At 59.3% G+C, this 14,435-nt stretch carries 13 protein-coding genes; 5 read left to right on the top strand and 8 right to left on the bottom strand.

Annotated features, from left to right (window positions below; all coding sequences use genetic code 11):
- Positions 1-3: 3 nt before the first annotated feature.
- The 8 genes from GQF02_RS07435 to rpoE form a co-directional block, all read right to left on the bottom strand.
- On the bottom strand, positions 4-378 hold the full coding sequence (locus tag GQF02_RS07435) for a DUF4845 domain-containing protein (RefSeq protein WP_124734373.1): 375 nt from the start codon (positions 376-378) through the stop codon (positions 4-6).
- 149 nt (positions 379-527) lie between these two features.
- On the bottom strand, positions 528-1,508 hold the full coding sequence (gene lepB, locus GQF02_RS07430; protein ID WP_328698598.1) for a signal peptidase I: 981 nt from the start codon (positions 1,506-1,508) through the stop codon (positions 528-530).
- A complete protein-coding gene (gene lepA / locus GQF02_RS07425; protein ID WP_124734374.1) occupies positions 1,509-3,302 on the bottom strand; it encodes a translation elongation factor 4 in 1,794 nt (597 codons plus the stop codon).
- A 71-nt stretch (positions 3,303-3,373) separates the two neighbouring features.
- A complete protein-coding gene (locus GQF02_RS07420) occupies positions 3,374-3,625 on the bottom strand; it encodes a glutaredoxin family protein (protein ID WP_124734375.1) in 252 nt (83 codons plus the stop codon).
- A 2-nt stretch (positions 3,626-3,627) separates the two neighbouring features.
- Positions 3,628-4,110, bottom strand: a complete 483-nt coding sequence (locus GQF02_RS07415) for a SoxR reducing system RseC family protein (RefSeq protein WP_160796023.1) — start codon at positions 4,108-4,110, stop codon at positions 3,628-3,630.
- Positions 4,107-5,063: a MucB/RseB C-terminal domain-containing protein gene (locus GQF02_RS07410; RefSeq protein ID WP_160796021.1), complete on the bottom strand. Its 957-nt coding sequence runs from the start codon at positions 5,061-5,063 to the stop codon at positions 4,107-4,109. Before GQF02_RS07410 ends, GQF02_RS07415 begins: the two co-directional genes overlap by 4 nt.
- A complete protein-coding gene (locus GQF02_RS07405) occupies positions 5,063-5,545 on the bottom strand; it encodes a sigma-E factor negative regulatory protein (RefSeq protein ID WP_160796019.1) in 483 nt (160 codons plus the stop codon). The genes GQF02_RS07410 and GQF02_RS07405 overlap by 1 nt, the downstream gene beginning before the upstream one ends.
- Before the next feature lie 2 nt (positions 5,546-5,547).
- Positions 5,548-6,147: an RNA polymerase sigma factor RpoE gene (gene rpoE / locus GQF02_RS07400; protein WP_124734379.1), complete on the bottom strand. Its 600-nt coding sequence runs from the start codon at positions 6,145-6,147 to the stop codon at positions 5,548-5,550.
- Positions 6,148-6,467: 320 nt separating this feature from the next.
- Between rpoE and prpB the strand changes: the two genes are divergently transcribed.
- The 5 genes from prpB (at position 6,468) to GQF02_RS07375 (ending at position 14,352) form a co-directional block, all read left to right on the top strand.
- A complete protein-coding gene (gene prpB, locus GQF02_RS07395; protein ID WP_160796017.1) occupies positions 6,468-7,346 on the top strand; it encodes a methylisocitrate lyase in 879 nt (292 codons plus the stop codon).
- Positions 7,347-7,382: 36 nt separating this feature from the next.
- A complete protein-coding gene (gene prpC, locus GQF02_RS07390) occupies positions 7,383-8,528 on the top strand; it encodes a bifunctional 2-methylcitrate synthase/citrate synthase (protein WP_160796015.1) in 1,146 nt (381 codons plus the stop codon).
- Between the two features lie 87 nt (positions 8,529-8,615).
- Positions 8,616-11,237: a Fe/S-dependent 2-methylisocitrate dehydratase AcnD gene (acnD, locus tag GQF02_RS07385; RefSeq protein WP_160796109.1), complete on the top strand. Its 2,622-nt coding sequence runs from the start codon at positions 8,616-8,618 to the stop codon at positions 11,235-11,237.
- Between the two features lie 136 nt (positions 11,238-11,373).
- Positions 11,374-12,570 carry a 2-methylaconitate cis-trans isomerase PrpF gene (gene prpF, locus GQF02_RS07380; protein ID WP_160796013.1) on the top strand — a complete coding sequence of 399 codons (1,197 nt, stop codon included), beginning with the start codon at positions 11,374-11,376 and terminating at the stop codon, positions 12,568-12,570.
- A gap of 153 nt (positions 12,571-12,723) precedes the next feature.
- On the top strand, positions 12,724-14,352 hold the full coding sequence (locus GQF02_RS07375) for a methyl-accepting chemotaxis protein (protein WP_160796011.1): 1,629 nt from the start codon (positions 12,724-12,726) through the stop codon (positions 14,350-14,352).
- Positions 14,353-14,435 lie beyond the last annotated feature (83 nt).

Raw genomic sequence — 14,435 nt, 5'->3', positions numbered from 1 at the left:
GGCTTAGGGTTGCATGCCGGCTTTTTGGCCAGCGTGAATGTTGAAATCGAAAAGCAGGCTTACATTGGAGACCATCGGTACTTCACGGCGCCAGGCCACGGTAATGGCCGGCTGCTGGCCGATCGGTGCGTAGATGCGCAAGTCTTGCGGCTTGACCGAGCTAATATCGTTTACCCCGGCACGACGGGCAAATTCCTGACGCAAGCCCCACTCGCCCTCGGGCGCCGGATTCTTGGCCATATCATTCAAGGCATTCTTGATCTCGAAATACTCGGAATAAACCGGTACTACACGGAAAAATCCCAGTATCAATGCACCAGCCAGCAGTATCGTCATCAAAAGCGACACCGCAGATAAACCGTATTCCCGAGAACGCATACGCTCTGCTCCTGTTTTTAGCTGATCGCCATCATGGCAACGAAAGCCGCATTCTAAACCTGCTGGCACGCGCGGCCAAATTTGGCGAATGAAAAAGCCCGGCCCCGCAACGGTACAGGCGGGAACCGGGCAGTCAAAAGGCGAAACCGTTACTCTATTTTCATTCCGATGCGCGAAAAATCACCGAAATTCATCCAGATCAGGAAAGCTTTGCCCACCAGCAGGTCATCGGCAACAAAGCCCCAGTAGCGGCCATCCAGACTGTTGTCGCGATTATCGCCCAGCATGAAATAGTGACCCTGTGGCACTTTGCACACAAAACCGTCTTCAGCATACTGGCAATTATCCCGATACGGGAAGTCGCGCACCTGTGCCGGATCATAGACCGGCGCCTGAGGAATCTTCAGCACCTTATAGGTCTTGGCCTCAGGTGTGGATGGCAGGGTTTCGATGTACTGGTCGTTCCGTATCATCGCCAGACCCTGCTCCAGATAGTCATAAGTACCATCCGCCACATCCGGCACAGCCTTGCCGTTGATAGTCAGGCTCTTGTTACGGTACTCGACCGTGTCCCCCGGCAGCCCGATCACACGCTTGATGTAGTCGACACGCGGGTTAGGCGGGAAATTGAACACCGCCACATCGCCACGCGCAACTTCATGCACCGGCACCATCACCTTGTTCAGCACCGGCACCCGTATGCCGTAGGTGAATTTATTGACCAGAATGAAGTCGCCAACAATCAGCCCCGGCCGCATTGAGCTGCTGGGAATCTGGAACGGCTCGGCAATAAACGAGCGCAGCAGGAATACCACCAGAATGATGGGGAAAAAGCCCTTGGCGTTGTCGACCATATGGCCGGGTTCTTCACCCGGCGCACGGCGGCGTGCCAGATAGAACTTGTCCAGCGCCCAGCCAAAGCCGGTCACCAGCACAATCACCAGCATCACGGCTGAAAAGCTCATCCAGCTCGACAGCACGCCGAAGCAGCCGACCAGCAAGGCGATATAGCCCCACTGCACGGCGGCCGGCCACTCTTTGGCCCCCGCCTCTTTCTTGCCGGCCGACGCAATCAGCGCGATGCCGACCACAGCCACAACGACAAACACCCAGAACAGATTCCCGCTCACTTATTTGTCCCCTACTTGCAAGATGGCGAGGAAGGCTTCCTGCGGAATTTCCACATTACCCACCTGCTTCATGCGGCGCTTACCGGCTTTCTGCTTTTCCAGCAGCTTTTTCTTACGGGTAATATCACCGCCATAGCACTTGGCCAGCACGTTCTTACGCAAGGCCTTGATGGTTTCGCGCGCGATAATGTGCGCACCGATGGCAGCCTGCACCGCGATATCAAACATCTGGCGCGGAATCAGCTCGCGCATCTTGGCGGCAACGGCACGGCCGCGGAACTGGGCACTCTGACGGTGCACGATCAGCGACAGCGCATCTACCTTCTCGCTATTGACCAGAATATCCAGCTTGACGAGGTCGGACGCCTGATATTCCTTGAAATCGTAGTCAAGCGATGCGTAGCCGCGGCTGGTGGACTTGAGCTTGTCGAAGAAGTCCATCACCACTTCATTCATCGGCATATCGTAAGTCAGCATCACCTGGCGGCCCAGATACTGCATATTGCGCTGCACGCCACGCTTGCCGTTACACAAGGTCATCACCGCACCGACATACTCCTGCGGCAGCAGGATATGGGCAGTAATGATGGGCTCGCGGATTTCTTCCACCTTGGCAGGATCCGGCAGCTTGGACGGGTTTTCCACATGGATCACCTCGCCGTCCTTCATCAGTAGCTCATACACCACGGTAGGCGCCGTGGTGATCAGGTCCATATCGAACTCGCGCTCGAGACGTTCCTGCACAATTTCCAAGTGCAGCAGCCCCAGGAAACCGCAACGGAAGCCGAAGCCCAGCGCCTGCGACACTTCCGGCTCGTACTTGAGCGAAGCATCGTTCAGCTGCAGCTTTTCCAGCGCATCGCGCAGATTGTCGTAGTCGTGGCTTTCCACCGGATACAGACCGGCAAACACCTGCGACTGGACTTCCTTAAAGCCCGGCAATGCTTCGGCTGCCGGCGTTTTCATCAAGGTAATGGTATCGCCAACTTTGGCCGACTTGATGTCCTTGATACCGGCAATGATAAAGCCCACCTCGCCGGCCCTAAGCTCGCTGCGCTGCAAGGCTTTAGGCGTGAATACGCCGACCTGCTCGCACAGATGCTCGGCACCGGTGGCCATGAACTTGATCTTGTCCTTGGGCTTGATCACGCCGTCCTTGACGCGCACCAGCATCACCACGCCGACGTAGTTATCAAACCACGAATCGATAATCAGCGCCTTGAGCGGGGCATCCACATCGCCGACCGGCGGCGGAATCTTGGCAATCAGGGTTTCGAGGATGTCCTCGATGCCGATACCGGATTTGGCCGAGGCACGCACCGCATCGATGGCCTCGATACCGATGATGTCTTCGATTTCCTGACAGACGCGCTCTGGCTCGGCAGCCGGCAAATCGATCTTGTTCAGCACCGGCACCACCTCGACCCCCAGGTCGATGGCGGTATAACAGTTGGCAACGGTCTGGGCTTCTACACCTTGCGAAGCGTCCACGACCAGCAGCGCGCCTTCGCAGGCGGACAGCGAACGCGACACTTCATAGCTGAAGTCGACGTGTCCCGGTGTGTCGATCAGGTTGAGGTTGTAGACCTCGCCATCCCGCGCCTTGTAATGCAAGGCTGCAGTCTGCGCCTTGATGGTAATGCCACGCTCTTTCTCAATATCCATTGAGTCGAGCACCTGGGCGCTCATTTCGCGTAGATCCAAGCCACCGCAGAACTGGATAAAACGGTCAGCCAGCGTGGATTTGCCGTGGTCGATATGGGCAATGATAGAAAAATTGCGTATGTGTTTCATCAGGCTCGCAGACAACAAAAAGACGAGGGCACGTAGTGCGCCCTCGTACAGGTATCAATTAGTGCGCGATTCTAGCGGATTTCGCCGGCATGTGCAGCCAAACGTTCCGCCAGAGCGGCTTCATCCAGGTGCCAGTGGCAGATCTCGCCCTTTGCATCCAGCAACACGGGCACCAGTTCGTTGTACTTTTCTTCCAGCACCGGGTCGGCATCCACGTCGACAATATCCAGCTCAAAGCCGTAGCGCGCCTGCCAGGGCAATAGCGCATCACGCATGGCATGGCACAGGCTGCAATAATCGCGGAACATCAGCGTCAGCGTCATTTTTACTCCAAGGGCCGGTTTTTTGAACGGCAAGAACGAGGCGCTGCCACAATGGCGTCAGGCCCCAGCTTGCTGGCAATATGGGGCTGAAAACGGCCATCCTCCGACAGGCGCTGCGCCCGGTTGCGTACCAGCAGCAAGCTCAGCAGCAAACAGCCCAAACCGGCAAGCGCCGACGCCATCTCGCCAAACAGCGCGCCTAACAGCGCGCCGGCGAACAAGGCAAACAGCGGCAAGACATACATCAGCAACACGCTTTGCCTCAGGCTTTTTTCCGGCACGGCCACCATCACCCGGTCCCCGGCCCCCACTCCCAGGCTATCCAGCACCCGGAACACCGGATCACGCCCGCTAAACAGGCGCGCGATACTCAAGGAACGGCAACCGCCCTCAGCATCACACTGGCCACATGGCGAATGCGGCTTGGGCTCGACCCAGGCCGCACCGGGCTCGACGCGCAGTACGCGTGCTTCGGTTTCAATCATGATTTTTTAACAAGCCGCAAATGACGGGCAATGGACTGCAAACCGGCATCAGGCAGATCCCCCACCAAGGTCAAACGGTACTCGCCCTCATTGTCTGTAGCTACCGAAATAGGCCCATGCGTCAGATGAGGCGCCGGTTTGGCATCCTTGGCATACTCGACAAACAGGGAAAACACGGCCAGACCATCGCTATACACCCGGTGTTGAACCGGTGGCGCACCATCATTACCCGGCATTTTACGCATGACAGAACGCAGCAACCGAAAACCCGGTGGAATGCCTTTGATCTCTAGCGACCCCACCCCCTCTTCAGCCTTCACGGCAGAAGCAGAAGACGCTGAGCTTAAGGGATAAACCGGCTGCACACTGACCTTGGCGCGCGGTGCGCGATCATCCAGCTCGATAAAGCTGAACAACTCGACCGCATCCTGCTGTGCATTCAGCGTGACCCACTTCAGCGGCAGATGACTGGCCTTATCCAGACAAACGCGCTGTGTATAGCGCTGCCCGGCTTCCAGCGATTTCAACTGCCACCATTGGCATTCGCGCGACGCTACCCTATCCGAGCCCAAGCGGCTTAAGGCATAGCCATCAGCCAGCATGGCCACATTATCCGGCAGAATGGCGGGAAACAGCTTGGCACTGCTTATTTTTGCAGCCAGCAGCGAATGCTCGTCCGGAGCGGACGTAATCAGCACGTCGCCATGACGGATAATCTCGCGCGGCAAGCCATCCAGCGAAACTCGGCGCTCCCTGACTTTCCCTTTGCTGACTGTACGCTGGATACGGAAGGTCTCGGATGCAGAGCCTATCTGGTGCAAGTAACTGCCGGACAATGCTTGCTGGCGTGCTACTTGCGCAGCCTTGCCAAGCAAGGCCCAGTCATCATCAGGGCTGGCCTGCACCAAAGGTGCCAGCAACACGCCCAAAAAAACACAGAACCTGAACTGCATCAATGTGCTGCCTTGTCACGCGCGGGCACATAGGCAACCCGCCGCTGCGAGCTGTCTATTGTCCCCGCCATTTCCTGATGCGCCAGCAAATAAGGTGCTTCTACCGCTGTAACCGGGCTGAACACTTGGGCTTCGCTTGCTTTGGCCACCACCATTTCCGACTCATCCTGCTGCCAGCCCATCCAGCCGACAACGGCCGCGCAAGCAAGCGATGCGGCCAATGCGTAATGGCGCAGCTTTCGGGCCGGCAAAGGCCAGCGTCTGGCCGGGGCCAAAACGGTAGGCTCATCACGCAGGCGCTCACTGACTTCGCGCCGCACATCCAGCGCAAGGCCCCCGCCACCGCGCATGGCATCCCCGATCAGCTGATAGGTATCCCAGCTATCCTTCAATGTCTTATCCGCCTGCAAATCAGTGATGGCCGCGTGTGCCGCTGCATCATCCAGCGCATCGTCCATCAAAGCAGAGATATTTTCTTTCATCACTACCACCTCTTGTCTTTTGCCGTATCCAGCAAGGGGCGCAACTGCGTTGCAATCGCTTCACGCGCACGGAAAATACGCGACCTGACCGTACCAATCGGACAATCCATCACTTGGGCGATTTCCTCGTAGCTGAGACCATCCATTTCACGCAGGGTAATTGCCGTACGCAACTCCTCAGGCAACGCATTCACCGCCTGATTAACCGTTTCCACGATCTGGCGGTTCATCATGTCCGCTTCGGGCGTATGGTAATCTGGCATCTGATCGCCCAGATCAGCGACCTCGCCATCTTCATCCTCGACCCCGGCCTTGAACACAGGTCTTCGACCATTGGCACTGAGAAAGTTCTTGGCAGTATTGATTCCGATACGATACAGCCAAGTGTAAAAAGCGCTCTCACCCCGAAATGACGGCAATGCCCGGTAAGCCTTGATAAAGGCCTCCTGCGTCACATCCTCAATGTCCGCGCTGTCCTTGATAAAGCGCGACAACAAGCGCCCCAGACGTCTTTGATACTTGGAAACCAACAAATCAAAGGCGCGCTTCTCCCCGCGCTGGACGCGCTCCACCAATTGCTGATCGAGTTCCCGATCACTCATTCTTGTTTACAGCTCCTGATTTTTTCTATGCTTGCTGTCCAGATTTTTATAGTCATCTCTTATGACTCCTCTGCTCCGGATAAGTTCGACCGTAATAAGCCGTCACCTTAACAGAGCACATTGCAAAGCAAAACCGACAAGCACCAGCTTCTGACCATTGCACGTACTTCCAAACGTGCGTTTACCAGCCAAAAACACAACAAGCGACAAAAAAATAGCCAGACACAAGAAAAAAATGCCTACGCCATTTACTAACTTACCAAGCACTTGCTAGAATTTGGAACAATCACTCAGTCAACACATCATCAAGGAGCCGCCAGATGCATACCCCGGGTCAACGTTTCCGTCTTGCCGTCGAGCAGGAAAAGCCGCTGCAGGTTGTCGGCGCGGTCAATGCCTATTTTGCCCGTCTTGCCGAGCACTCCGGCTTCAAGGCCATTTATCTGTCCGGCGGCGGTGTCGCCGCCTGCTCCTGCGGCATTCCCGATCTTGGCATCACCACCTTGGAAGACGTACTGATCGATGTACGCCGCATTACCGACGTCACCGAACTGCCGCTTTTGGTCGATATCGACACCGGCTGGGGCGGCGCATTCAATATCGCCCGTGCCGTGCGTAGTCTGGAAAAAGCCGGTGCCGCTGCCGTGCATATCGAAGACCAGATCCAGCAAAAACGCTGCGGCCACCGCCCGAACAAGGCCATCGTCAGCAAGGAAGAGATGGTCGACCGCGTGAAGGCCGCCGTCGACGCACGCAAGCACGACATGGTGATCATGGCGCGCACCGATGCACTGGCAGTTGAAGGACTGGAATCGGCCATCGAGCGCGCCATCGCCTGCGTCGAGGCCGGCGCCGACATGATCTTCCCCGAGGCGATTACCGATCTTGCCATGTACAAGCAGTTTGCCGAGGCGGTGAAGGTGCCGGTACTGGCCAACATCACCGAGTTCGGCTCCACCCCGCTGTATACCACCGAACAACTGGGCAATAACGGCGTCTCGCTGGTGCTGTATCCGCTGTCGACCTTCCGCGCCGCCTCCAAAGCCGCGCTGAATGTCTATGAGGCGCTGCGCCGTGACGGCACCCAGGCTAATGTGGTCGACACCATGCAGACCCGTATGGATCTGTACGATCACCTCGGCTACCACGACTACGAACAAAAACTGGACGCCCTGTTTCAACAGGAAAAAAACAAATAATCCGCGTCCACCCCGCTATCTGCAAAGGAGAATCACATGACTGAAGTCGTCATCGGCAAGCCGAAAAAATCCGTCGCCCTGTCCGGCGTAGCCGCCGGCAATACCGCACTGTGCACCGTCGGCCGTACCGGCAATGATTTGAGCTATCGCGGCTACGACATTCTCGACATCGCCGACCGTTGCGAATTCGAAGAAGTCGCCTACCTGCTGGTGCATGGCAAGCTGCCCAATGTCGCCGAACTGACCGGCTACAAGGCCAAGCTCAAGGCGCTGCGCGGCCTGCCCGCCTCGGTCAAGGCGGTGCTGGAAGCACTGCCGGCCTCGGCCCACCCGATGGACGTGATGCGCTCCGGCGTATCGGCGCTGGGTTGCACCCTGCCGGAGAAGGACGACCACAATATCGCCGGCGCGCGCGATATCGCCGACCGCCTGATGGCCAGCTTCGGCTCGATGCTGCTTTACTGGTACCACTTCAGCCATAACGGCAAGCGGATTGAGGTGGAAACCGACGACGACTCGATCGGCGGCCACTTCCTGCACCTGTTGCACGGTGAAAAGCCGTCCGCGCTGTGGGTGAAGGCGATGCACACCTCGCTGATCCTGTATGCCGAGCACGAATTCAATGCCAGCACCTTCACCAGCCGCGTCATCGCCGGCACCGGCTCCGATATGTACTCGGCCATCACCGGCGCCATCGGCGCGCTGCGCGGCCCCAAGCATGGCGGCGCCAACGAAGTGGCGTTCGATATCCAGAAGCGTTACGACACGCCGGATGAAGCAGAAAACGATATCAAGGCACGGGTAGAGAAGAAGGAAGTGGTGATCGGCTTCGGCCATCCGGTGTACACCATTTCCGATCCGCGCAACAAGGTGATCAAGGAAGTCGCGCGCGAGCTGTCGGCCGCCGCCGGCGACAGCAAGATGTTCGACATCGCCGCGCGTCTGGAATCCGTGATGTGGGACATCAAGAACATGTTCCCCAATCTCGACTGGTTCTCCGCCGTGTCCTACCACATGATGGGTGTGCCGACCGCGATGTTCACCCCGCTGTTCGTGATCGCCCGCACCAGCGGCTGGAGCGCGCATGTGATCGAGCAGCGCATCGACGGCAAGATCATCCGTCCGAGCGCCAATTATGTCGGCCCGGAAGATCAGGCCTTCCTGCCGATCGAACAACGCTAAGCGCCTGAATTAAGCGGGGGAGCCGTGCGCCTGGCGCCGGCTCCCCCTTGCCGCATGCATGCCTACCCTATCGTGATGACCGACACCATGAATACTCACTACCGCAAACCCTTGCCCGGCACCGGCCTCGACTATTTCGACACCCGCGCCGCAGTTGATGCGATCGCGCCGGGTGCCTACGCCAAACTGCCTTACACCGCGCGCGTGCTGGCCGAAAACCTGGTGCGCCGCTGCGACCCTGCCACACTGACCGACGCCCTCAAGCAATTGATCGAGCGCAAGCGCGACCTCGACTTTCCGTGGTTTCCGGCACGCGTGGTCTGCCACGACATTCTGGGCCAGACTGCGCTGGTGGATCTGGCCGGTCTGCGCGACGCCATTGCCGATCAAGGCGGCGACCCGTCACAAGTCAATCCGGTGGTGCCGACCCAGCTCATCGTCGACCATTCGCTCGCTGTCGAGTGCGGCGGCTTCGACCCGGACGCCTTCGCCAAGAACCGCGCCATCGAAGACCGCCGCAACGAGGATCGCTTCCATTTCATCGACTGGACCCGTACCGCATTCAAGAACGTGGACGTGATTCCGGCCGGCAACGGCATCATGCACCAGATCAATCTGGAAAAAATGTCGCCGGTGATTCAGGCACGTGACGGCGTCGCCTTTCCGGACAGCTGCGTCGGCACCGACAGCCACACCCCGCATGTGGACGCATTGGGCGTGATCGCCATCGGCGTCGGCGGCCTCGAGGCCGAAACCGTGATGCTGGGCCGCGCCTCGATGATGCGCTTGCCCGACATCGTCGGCGTCAAGCTCACCGGCAAGCGTCAGAGCGGCATCACCGCCACCGACATCGTGCTGGCACTGACCGAGTTCCTGCGCAAGGAACGCGTCGTCTCCGCCTGGCTCGAATTTTTCGGCGATGGTGCCGACAGCCTGTCTATCGGCGACCGCGCCACCATTTCCAACATGACGCCAGAGTTCGGCGCCACGGCCGGCATGTTCTACATCGATGAACAGACCATCGCCTACCTGAAGCTGACCGGGCGCGAACCTGAACAGGTGGCACTGGTCGAGAACTACGCCAGAACCACCGGCCTGTGGGCGGACAGCCTTGCCAGTGCCGAATACGAACGCGTACTCGAGTTCGACCTGTCCAGCGTCACGCGCAATATGGCCGGCCCGTCCAACCCGCACAAGCGCCTGCCGACAACCGAATTGCAGGCACGCGGCATTGCCAGCGAAGCCCAGCTTGCCGCCGCCCGCGCCGAAGAGGCACAAGGGCTGATGCCGGACGGCGCGGTCATCATCGCGGCCATTACCAGCTGCACCAACACCAGCAACCCGCGCAATGTGGTTGCGGCAGCACTGCTGGCGAAAAAAGCCAATGAACTGGGTCTGACCCGCAAACCGTGGGTGAAGTCATCGTTTGCGCCGGGCTCCAAAGTGGCCGAGCTGTATCTGAAGGATGCCGGCCTATTGAGCGAACTGGAACAACTGGGGTTCGGCATTGTCGGCTTCGCCTGCACCACCTGTAACGGCATGTCCGGCGCGCTTGACCCGGCAATCCAGCAAGAAATCATAGAACGCGATCTTTACGCCACCGCCGTGCTGTCCGGCAACCGCAACTTCGACGGCCGCATCCACCCCTACGCCAAGCAGGCCTTCCTCGCCTCGCCGCCGCTGGTGGTTGCCTACGCCATTGCCGGCACCATGCGTTTTGACATTGAAAAGGACGTGCTGGGCGTGGTGAACGGGCGCGAGATTCGCCTGATCGACATCTGGCCATCGGATGAAGAGATCGACGCCATTGTCGCCAAGAGCGTCAAGCCAGAGCAATTCAAGCAGGTCTATATCCCGATGTTCGATCTGGGTGTGGCGCAACAGGCCGACAGCCCGCTCTATGCCTGGCGGGAGCAAAGCACCTATATCCGCCGCCCGCCCTACTGGGAAGGCGCACTGGCCGGCGAGCGTACACTCAAGGGCATGCGGCCGCTGGCGCTATTGCCGGACAATATCACCACCGACCATCTGTCGCCGTCCAATGCCATTCTGGCCAACTCGGCCGCCGGCGAATATCTGGCCAAGATGGGCCTGCCGGAGGAGGACTTCAACTCCTATGCCACGCACCGTGGCGATCACCTGACCGCACAGCGTGCCACCTTCGCCAACCCCAAGCTGATCAATGAAATGGCCGTGGTCGATGGCCAGATCAGGCAAGGCTCGCTCGCCCGCATCGAACCGGAGGGCAAGGTCACCCGCATGTGGGAAGCAATCGAGACCTATATGGCACGCAAGCAGCCCTTGATCATCATCGCCGGTGCCGACTACGGCCAGGGCAGCTCGCGCGACTGGGCGGCCAAAGGCGTGCGTCTGGCCGGCGTCGAAGCCATCGTCGCCGAAGGCTTTGAGCGCATCCACCGCACCAATCTGGTGGGCATGGGCGTATTGCCGCTCGAGTTCAAACCGGGCGTCACCCGCAAAACCCTGGCGCTGGACGGCACGGAAAGTTACGACGTGCTGGGTGCGCGCACCCCGCGCGCGACGCTAACGCTGGTCATCAGCCGCAAATATGGCGAACGCGTCGAAGTGCCGGTCACCTGCCGCCTCGATACCGCCGAAGAAGTCTCGATTTACGAGGCAGGCGGTGTATTGCAGCGCTTCGCGCAAGACTTCCTTGAGTCAAGCAAGACTGAAGTTGCATTAGCGTAAGCGCCGGTTATAGGCGTTAGCTGCCAGATGGCGGCTAACGCCCGTCCAGGCAATGCAAACCGGTCTGGCCGGTAGCGGCCCGCCCTGCCAGACTCGGCCGCCAGGCCTACCCAATACATTCATCAGGAATTCAGCCATGGCTCACCTTCCCCAGATACGCATTCCCGCCACCTATATGCGTGGCGGCACCAGCAAGGGCGTGCTCTTTGCCTTGCAAGAGCTGCCGATTGCCGCGCAAGTAGCCGGTGCGGCGCGCGACGCTCTGCTGATGCGCATCATCGGCAGCCCCGACCCGTACGGCAAACAGATAGACGGCATGGGCGGCGCGACCTCAAGCACCAGCAAAACCGCGATTGTCAGCAAAAGCACGCAGGCAGAGCATGATGTCGATTATCTGTTCGGCCAGGTTTCCATCGACAAGCCCTTCGTCGACTGGAGCGGCAACTGCGGCAACCTCACCGCCGCCATCGGCTCTTTCGCCATCAGCAAAGGCCTGATCGATCCTGCTCGCGTACCGGACAACGGCATCTGCACCGTACGCATCTGGCAGGCCAATATCGGCAAAACCATCATCGCGCATGTACCGGTCAGCGCAGGTGCCGTGCAGGAAACCGGCGACTTCGAACTGGATGGCGTCACCTTTCCCGCTGCAGAAGTCGCCATCGAGTTTCTGAACCCGGCCGCCGACGAGGACGGCGCAGGCGGTGCGATGTTCCCGACCGGCAATCTGGTCGACGATCTGGTGGTGCCCGGCGTAGGCACCTTCAAGGTGACAATGATCAACGCCGGCATCCCGACTGTGTTCGTCAACGCAGCCGATATCGGCTACACCGGCACCGAACTGCAGGATGCCATCAATAATGACAGCGCGGCGCTAATCCGCTTCGAGACCATCCGCGCCTACGCGGCACGGGCCATGGGGCTGATACAGGATGTGGACGAAGCCGCAAAACGCCAGCACACGCCCAAGATCGCCTTTGTTGCACCCGCAGCCGACTATCTGTCGTCCAGCGGCAAAGCCATCAAGGCCTGCGAAATCGATCTCCTGGTACGCGCGCTGTCGATGGGCAAGCTGCACCACGCAATGATGGGCACCTGTGCGGTGGCCATCGGCACGGCCGCCGCCATTCCCGGCACGCTGGTCAACCTTGCAGCCGGTGGCGGCGAGAAAAGCGCGGTACGCTTCGGCCACCCGTCCGGCACCTTGCGCGTCGGCGCCGAGGCACAGCAGGCGAATGGCCAGTGGACGGTCACCAAGGCTGTGATGAGCCGCAGCGCGCGCGTACTGATGGAAGGCTGGGTGCGCGTACCCGGCGACACATGCGAATCTTGACCCGCTAAACAGCAATACCACCCCATCGGCGACCCCGGGCATAGCCCGGGGTTTTTGTCATATCAGGCTTAACTTTTATCACTCCACATCATCTCAAATGGCATATTAATAAGTTATACTTTCCGAATTCCTTTCAGGTATGGATCTTTCTTCATGCGAAAATTTTCCGACTGGCCGATCTGGCTACGCCTGACTTCCGCCATCTGGCTTTGCCTGGCGCTGGCATTAGGCGGATTGATTACCTGGGAGACCCGCGTCAGCCGCGAGATAGCCGTCGATCAGGCCAAGGGATTGGCGCACAGCATGAACGAAATGACGCTGGCTGGACTGACCGGGATGATGATCACCGGCACCGTGGCGCAACGCGATGTTTTTCTGGACCAGATCCGGGAGCTGTCCAGCGTGCACGACCTGCGCGTATTGCGCGGCGAAGGTGTAAGCAAAATATTCGGCCCAGGCAACGGCGGCGACAAAGCCCGCCCGGTTGACGACATCGAACGCCAGGCACTCGCCAGCGGCAAACCCTATATCGCCATCGAAAGCTCACCGGCGCAAGGCGAGATGCTGCGGGTGGTCTATCCGGCACTGGCATCCAGCAACTATCTGGGCAAAAACTGCATCAGCTGCCATCAGGTGGCCGAAGGTACACCGCTAGGCGCAGTGAGCATGCGCATCTCCCTGACCAAGACCTATGCTGCCGTAGACGGTTTTCGCAACCAGAGCATCGCCTTTGCCCTGCTGATGTCGCTACCGCTGATGGGACTGATCTTCCTGTTTATCCGCCGCTTCGTGACCCGCCCGCTAAACCAGATGTCGCAGGGGCTGGCGGAACTGGCCGGAGGGGATGGAGACCTGAGCCGGCGCCTGCCGGTCGCCAGCCGTGACGAGATCGGCATCGCGGCATACCGCTTCAACCGCCTGCTGGAAACCATCTCGGCGCTGGTGCGTGATGTCAGCCGTTCAGCCGGCGCCGTCGCGACCGCATCGCACACCCTGTCCAGCCACGCCGCCAGCCTGGCGCAAGGCTCGAAACTGCAAAGCAACCAGTCACAGGCCGCGACAAGCGAAGTCGAAACGCTGGCCCAGCACATCGTGGCCATTGCCGGACAAGCCGGCACAGTACGCGATATTTCAGCGCGCAGCTGCGAACAATCCGAAAGCGGGCGCCAGAATCTGGCGTTGCTGCGTAGCGAGGCATTGCAAGTCGAGCAAGCCGTGCGCTTAATGGCCGATGCCGAAAACGATTTCATGCACTCGACCTCGGCAATCAACGACATGACGCGTCAGGTACGTGAAATTGCCGAGCAGACCAACCTTCTGGCCTTGAACGCCGCCATCGAAGCGGCGCGAGCTGGCGAAGCCGGCCGCGGCTTTGCCGTCGTCGCCGACGAAGTACGCAAGCTGGCAGAGAAATCAGCCGCCTCGGCCGCACAAATCGACAAGGTGACCTCGGCACTCGGGCCGAAATCACTAGCTGTGCGTGAAGCATTGGCACACAGCTTGAGCCGCTTGGCGTCCAGCCAGCAATCGACAGAGCAGGTTGTCGCCGTACTGGATGCGACCCGGGTTTCGGTTGCCGATGTCAGCCACGGTCTGGATCAGATCGTGGGCGTGACCGAGCATCAAAAGGCCAGCAGCAACGTCGTCATTCACAATATCGAGAGCATTGCCGAGCGCGCACGCGAAAATGACATCGCTATCGGCCACACTGTTCAGGCGGTGGCCGAACTGGACAAGCTGGCCTCGACGCTGCAGGAATCGGTTTCGCGCTTTCGCACCTGATGCACCCATATGGGGCATCGCAGTAAACCGCCCCCCTTCCAATCGCAAGCCCATTCAGCCAAACGGCAGCGCAACTGCGCTGC

Origin of the sequence: Craterilacuibacter sinensis (assembly GCF_009831765.1) — a bacterium.
Classification (GTDB): domain Bacteria; phylum Pseudomonadota; class Gammaproteobacteria; order Burkholderiales; family Chromobacteriaceae; genus Craterilacuibacter; species Craterilacuibacter sinensis.
Note: the sequence above shows the minus strand (reverse complement) of the source record. Positions and strands in the feature narration are given on the sequence as shown.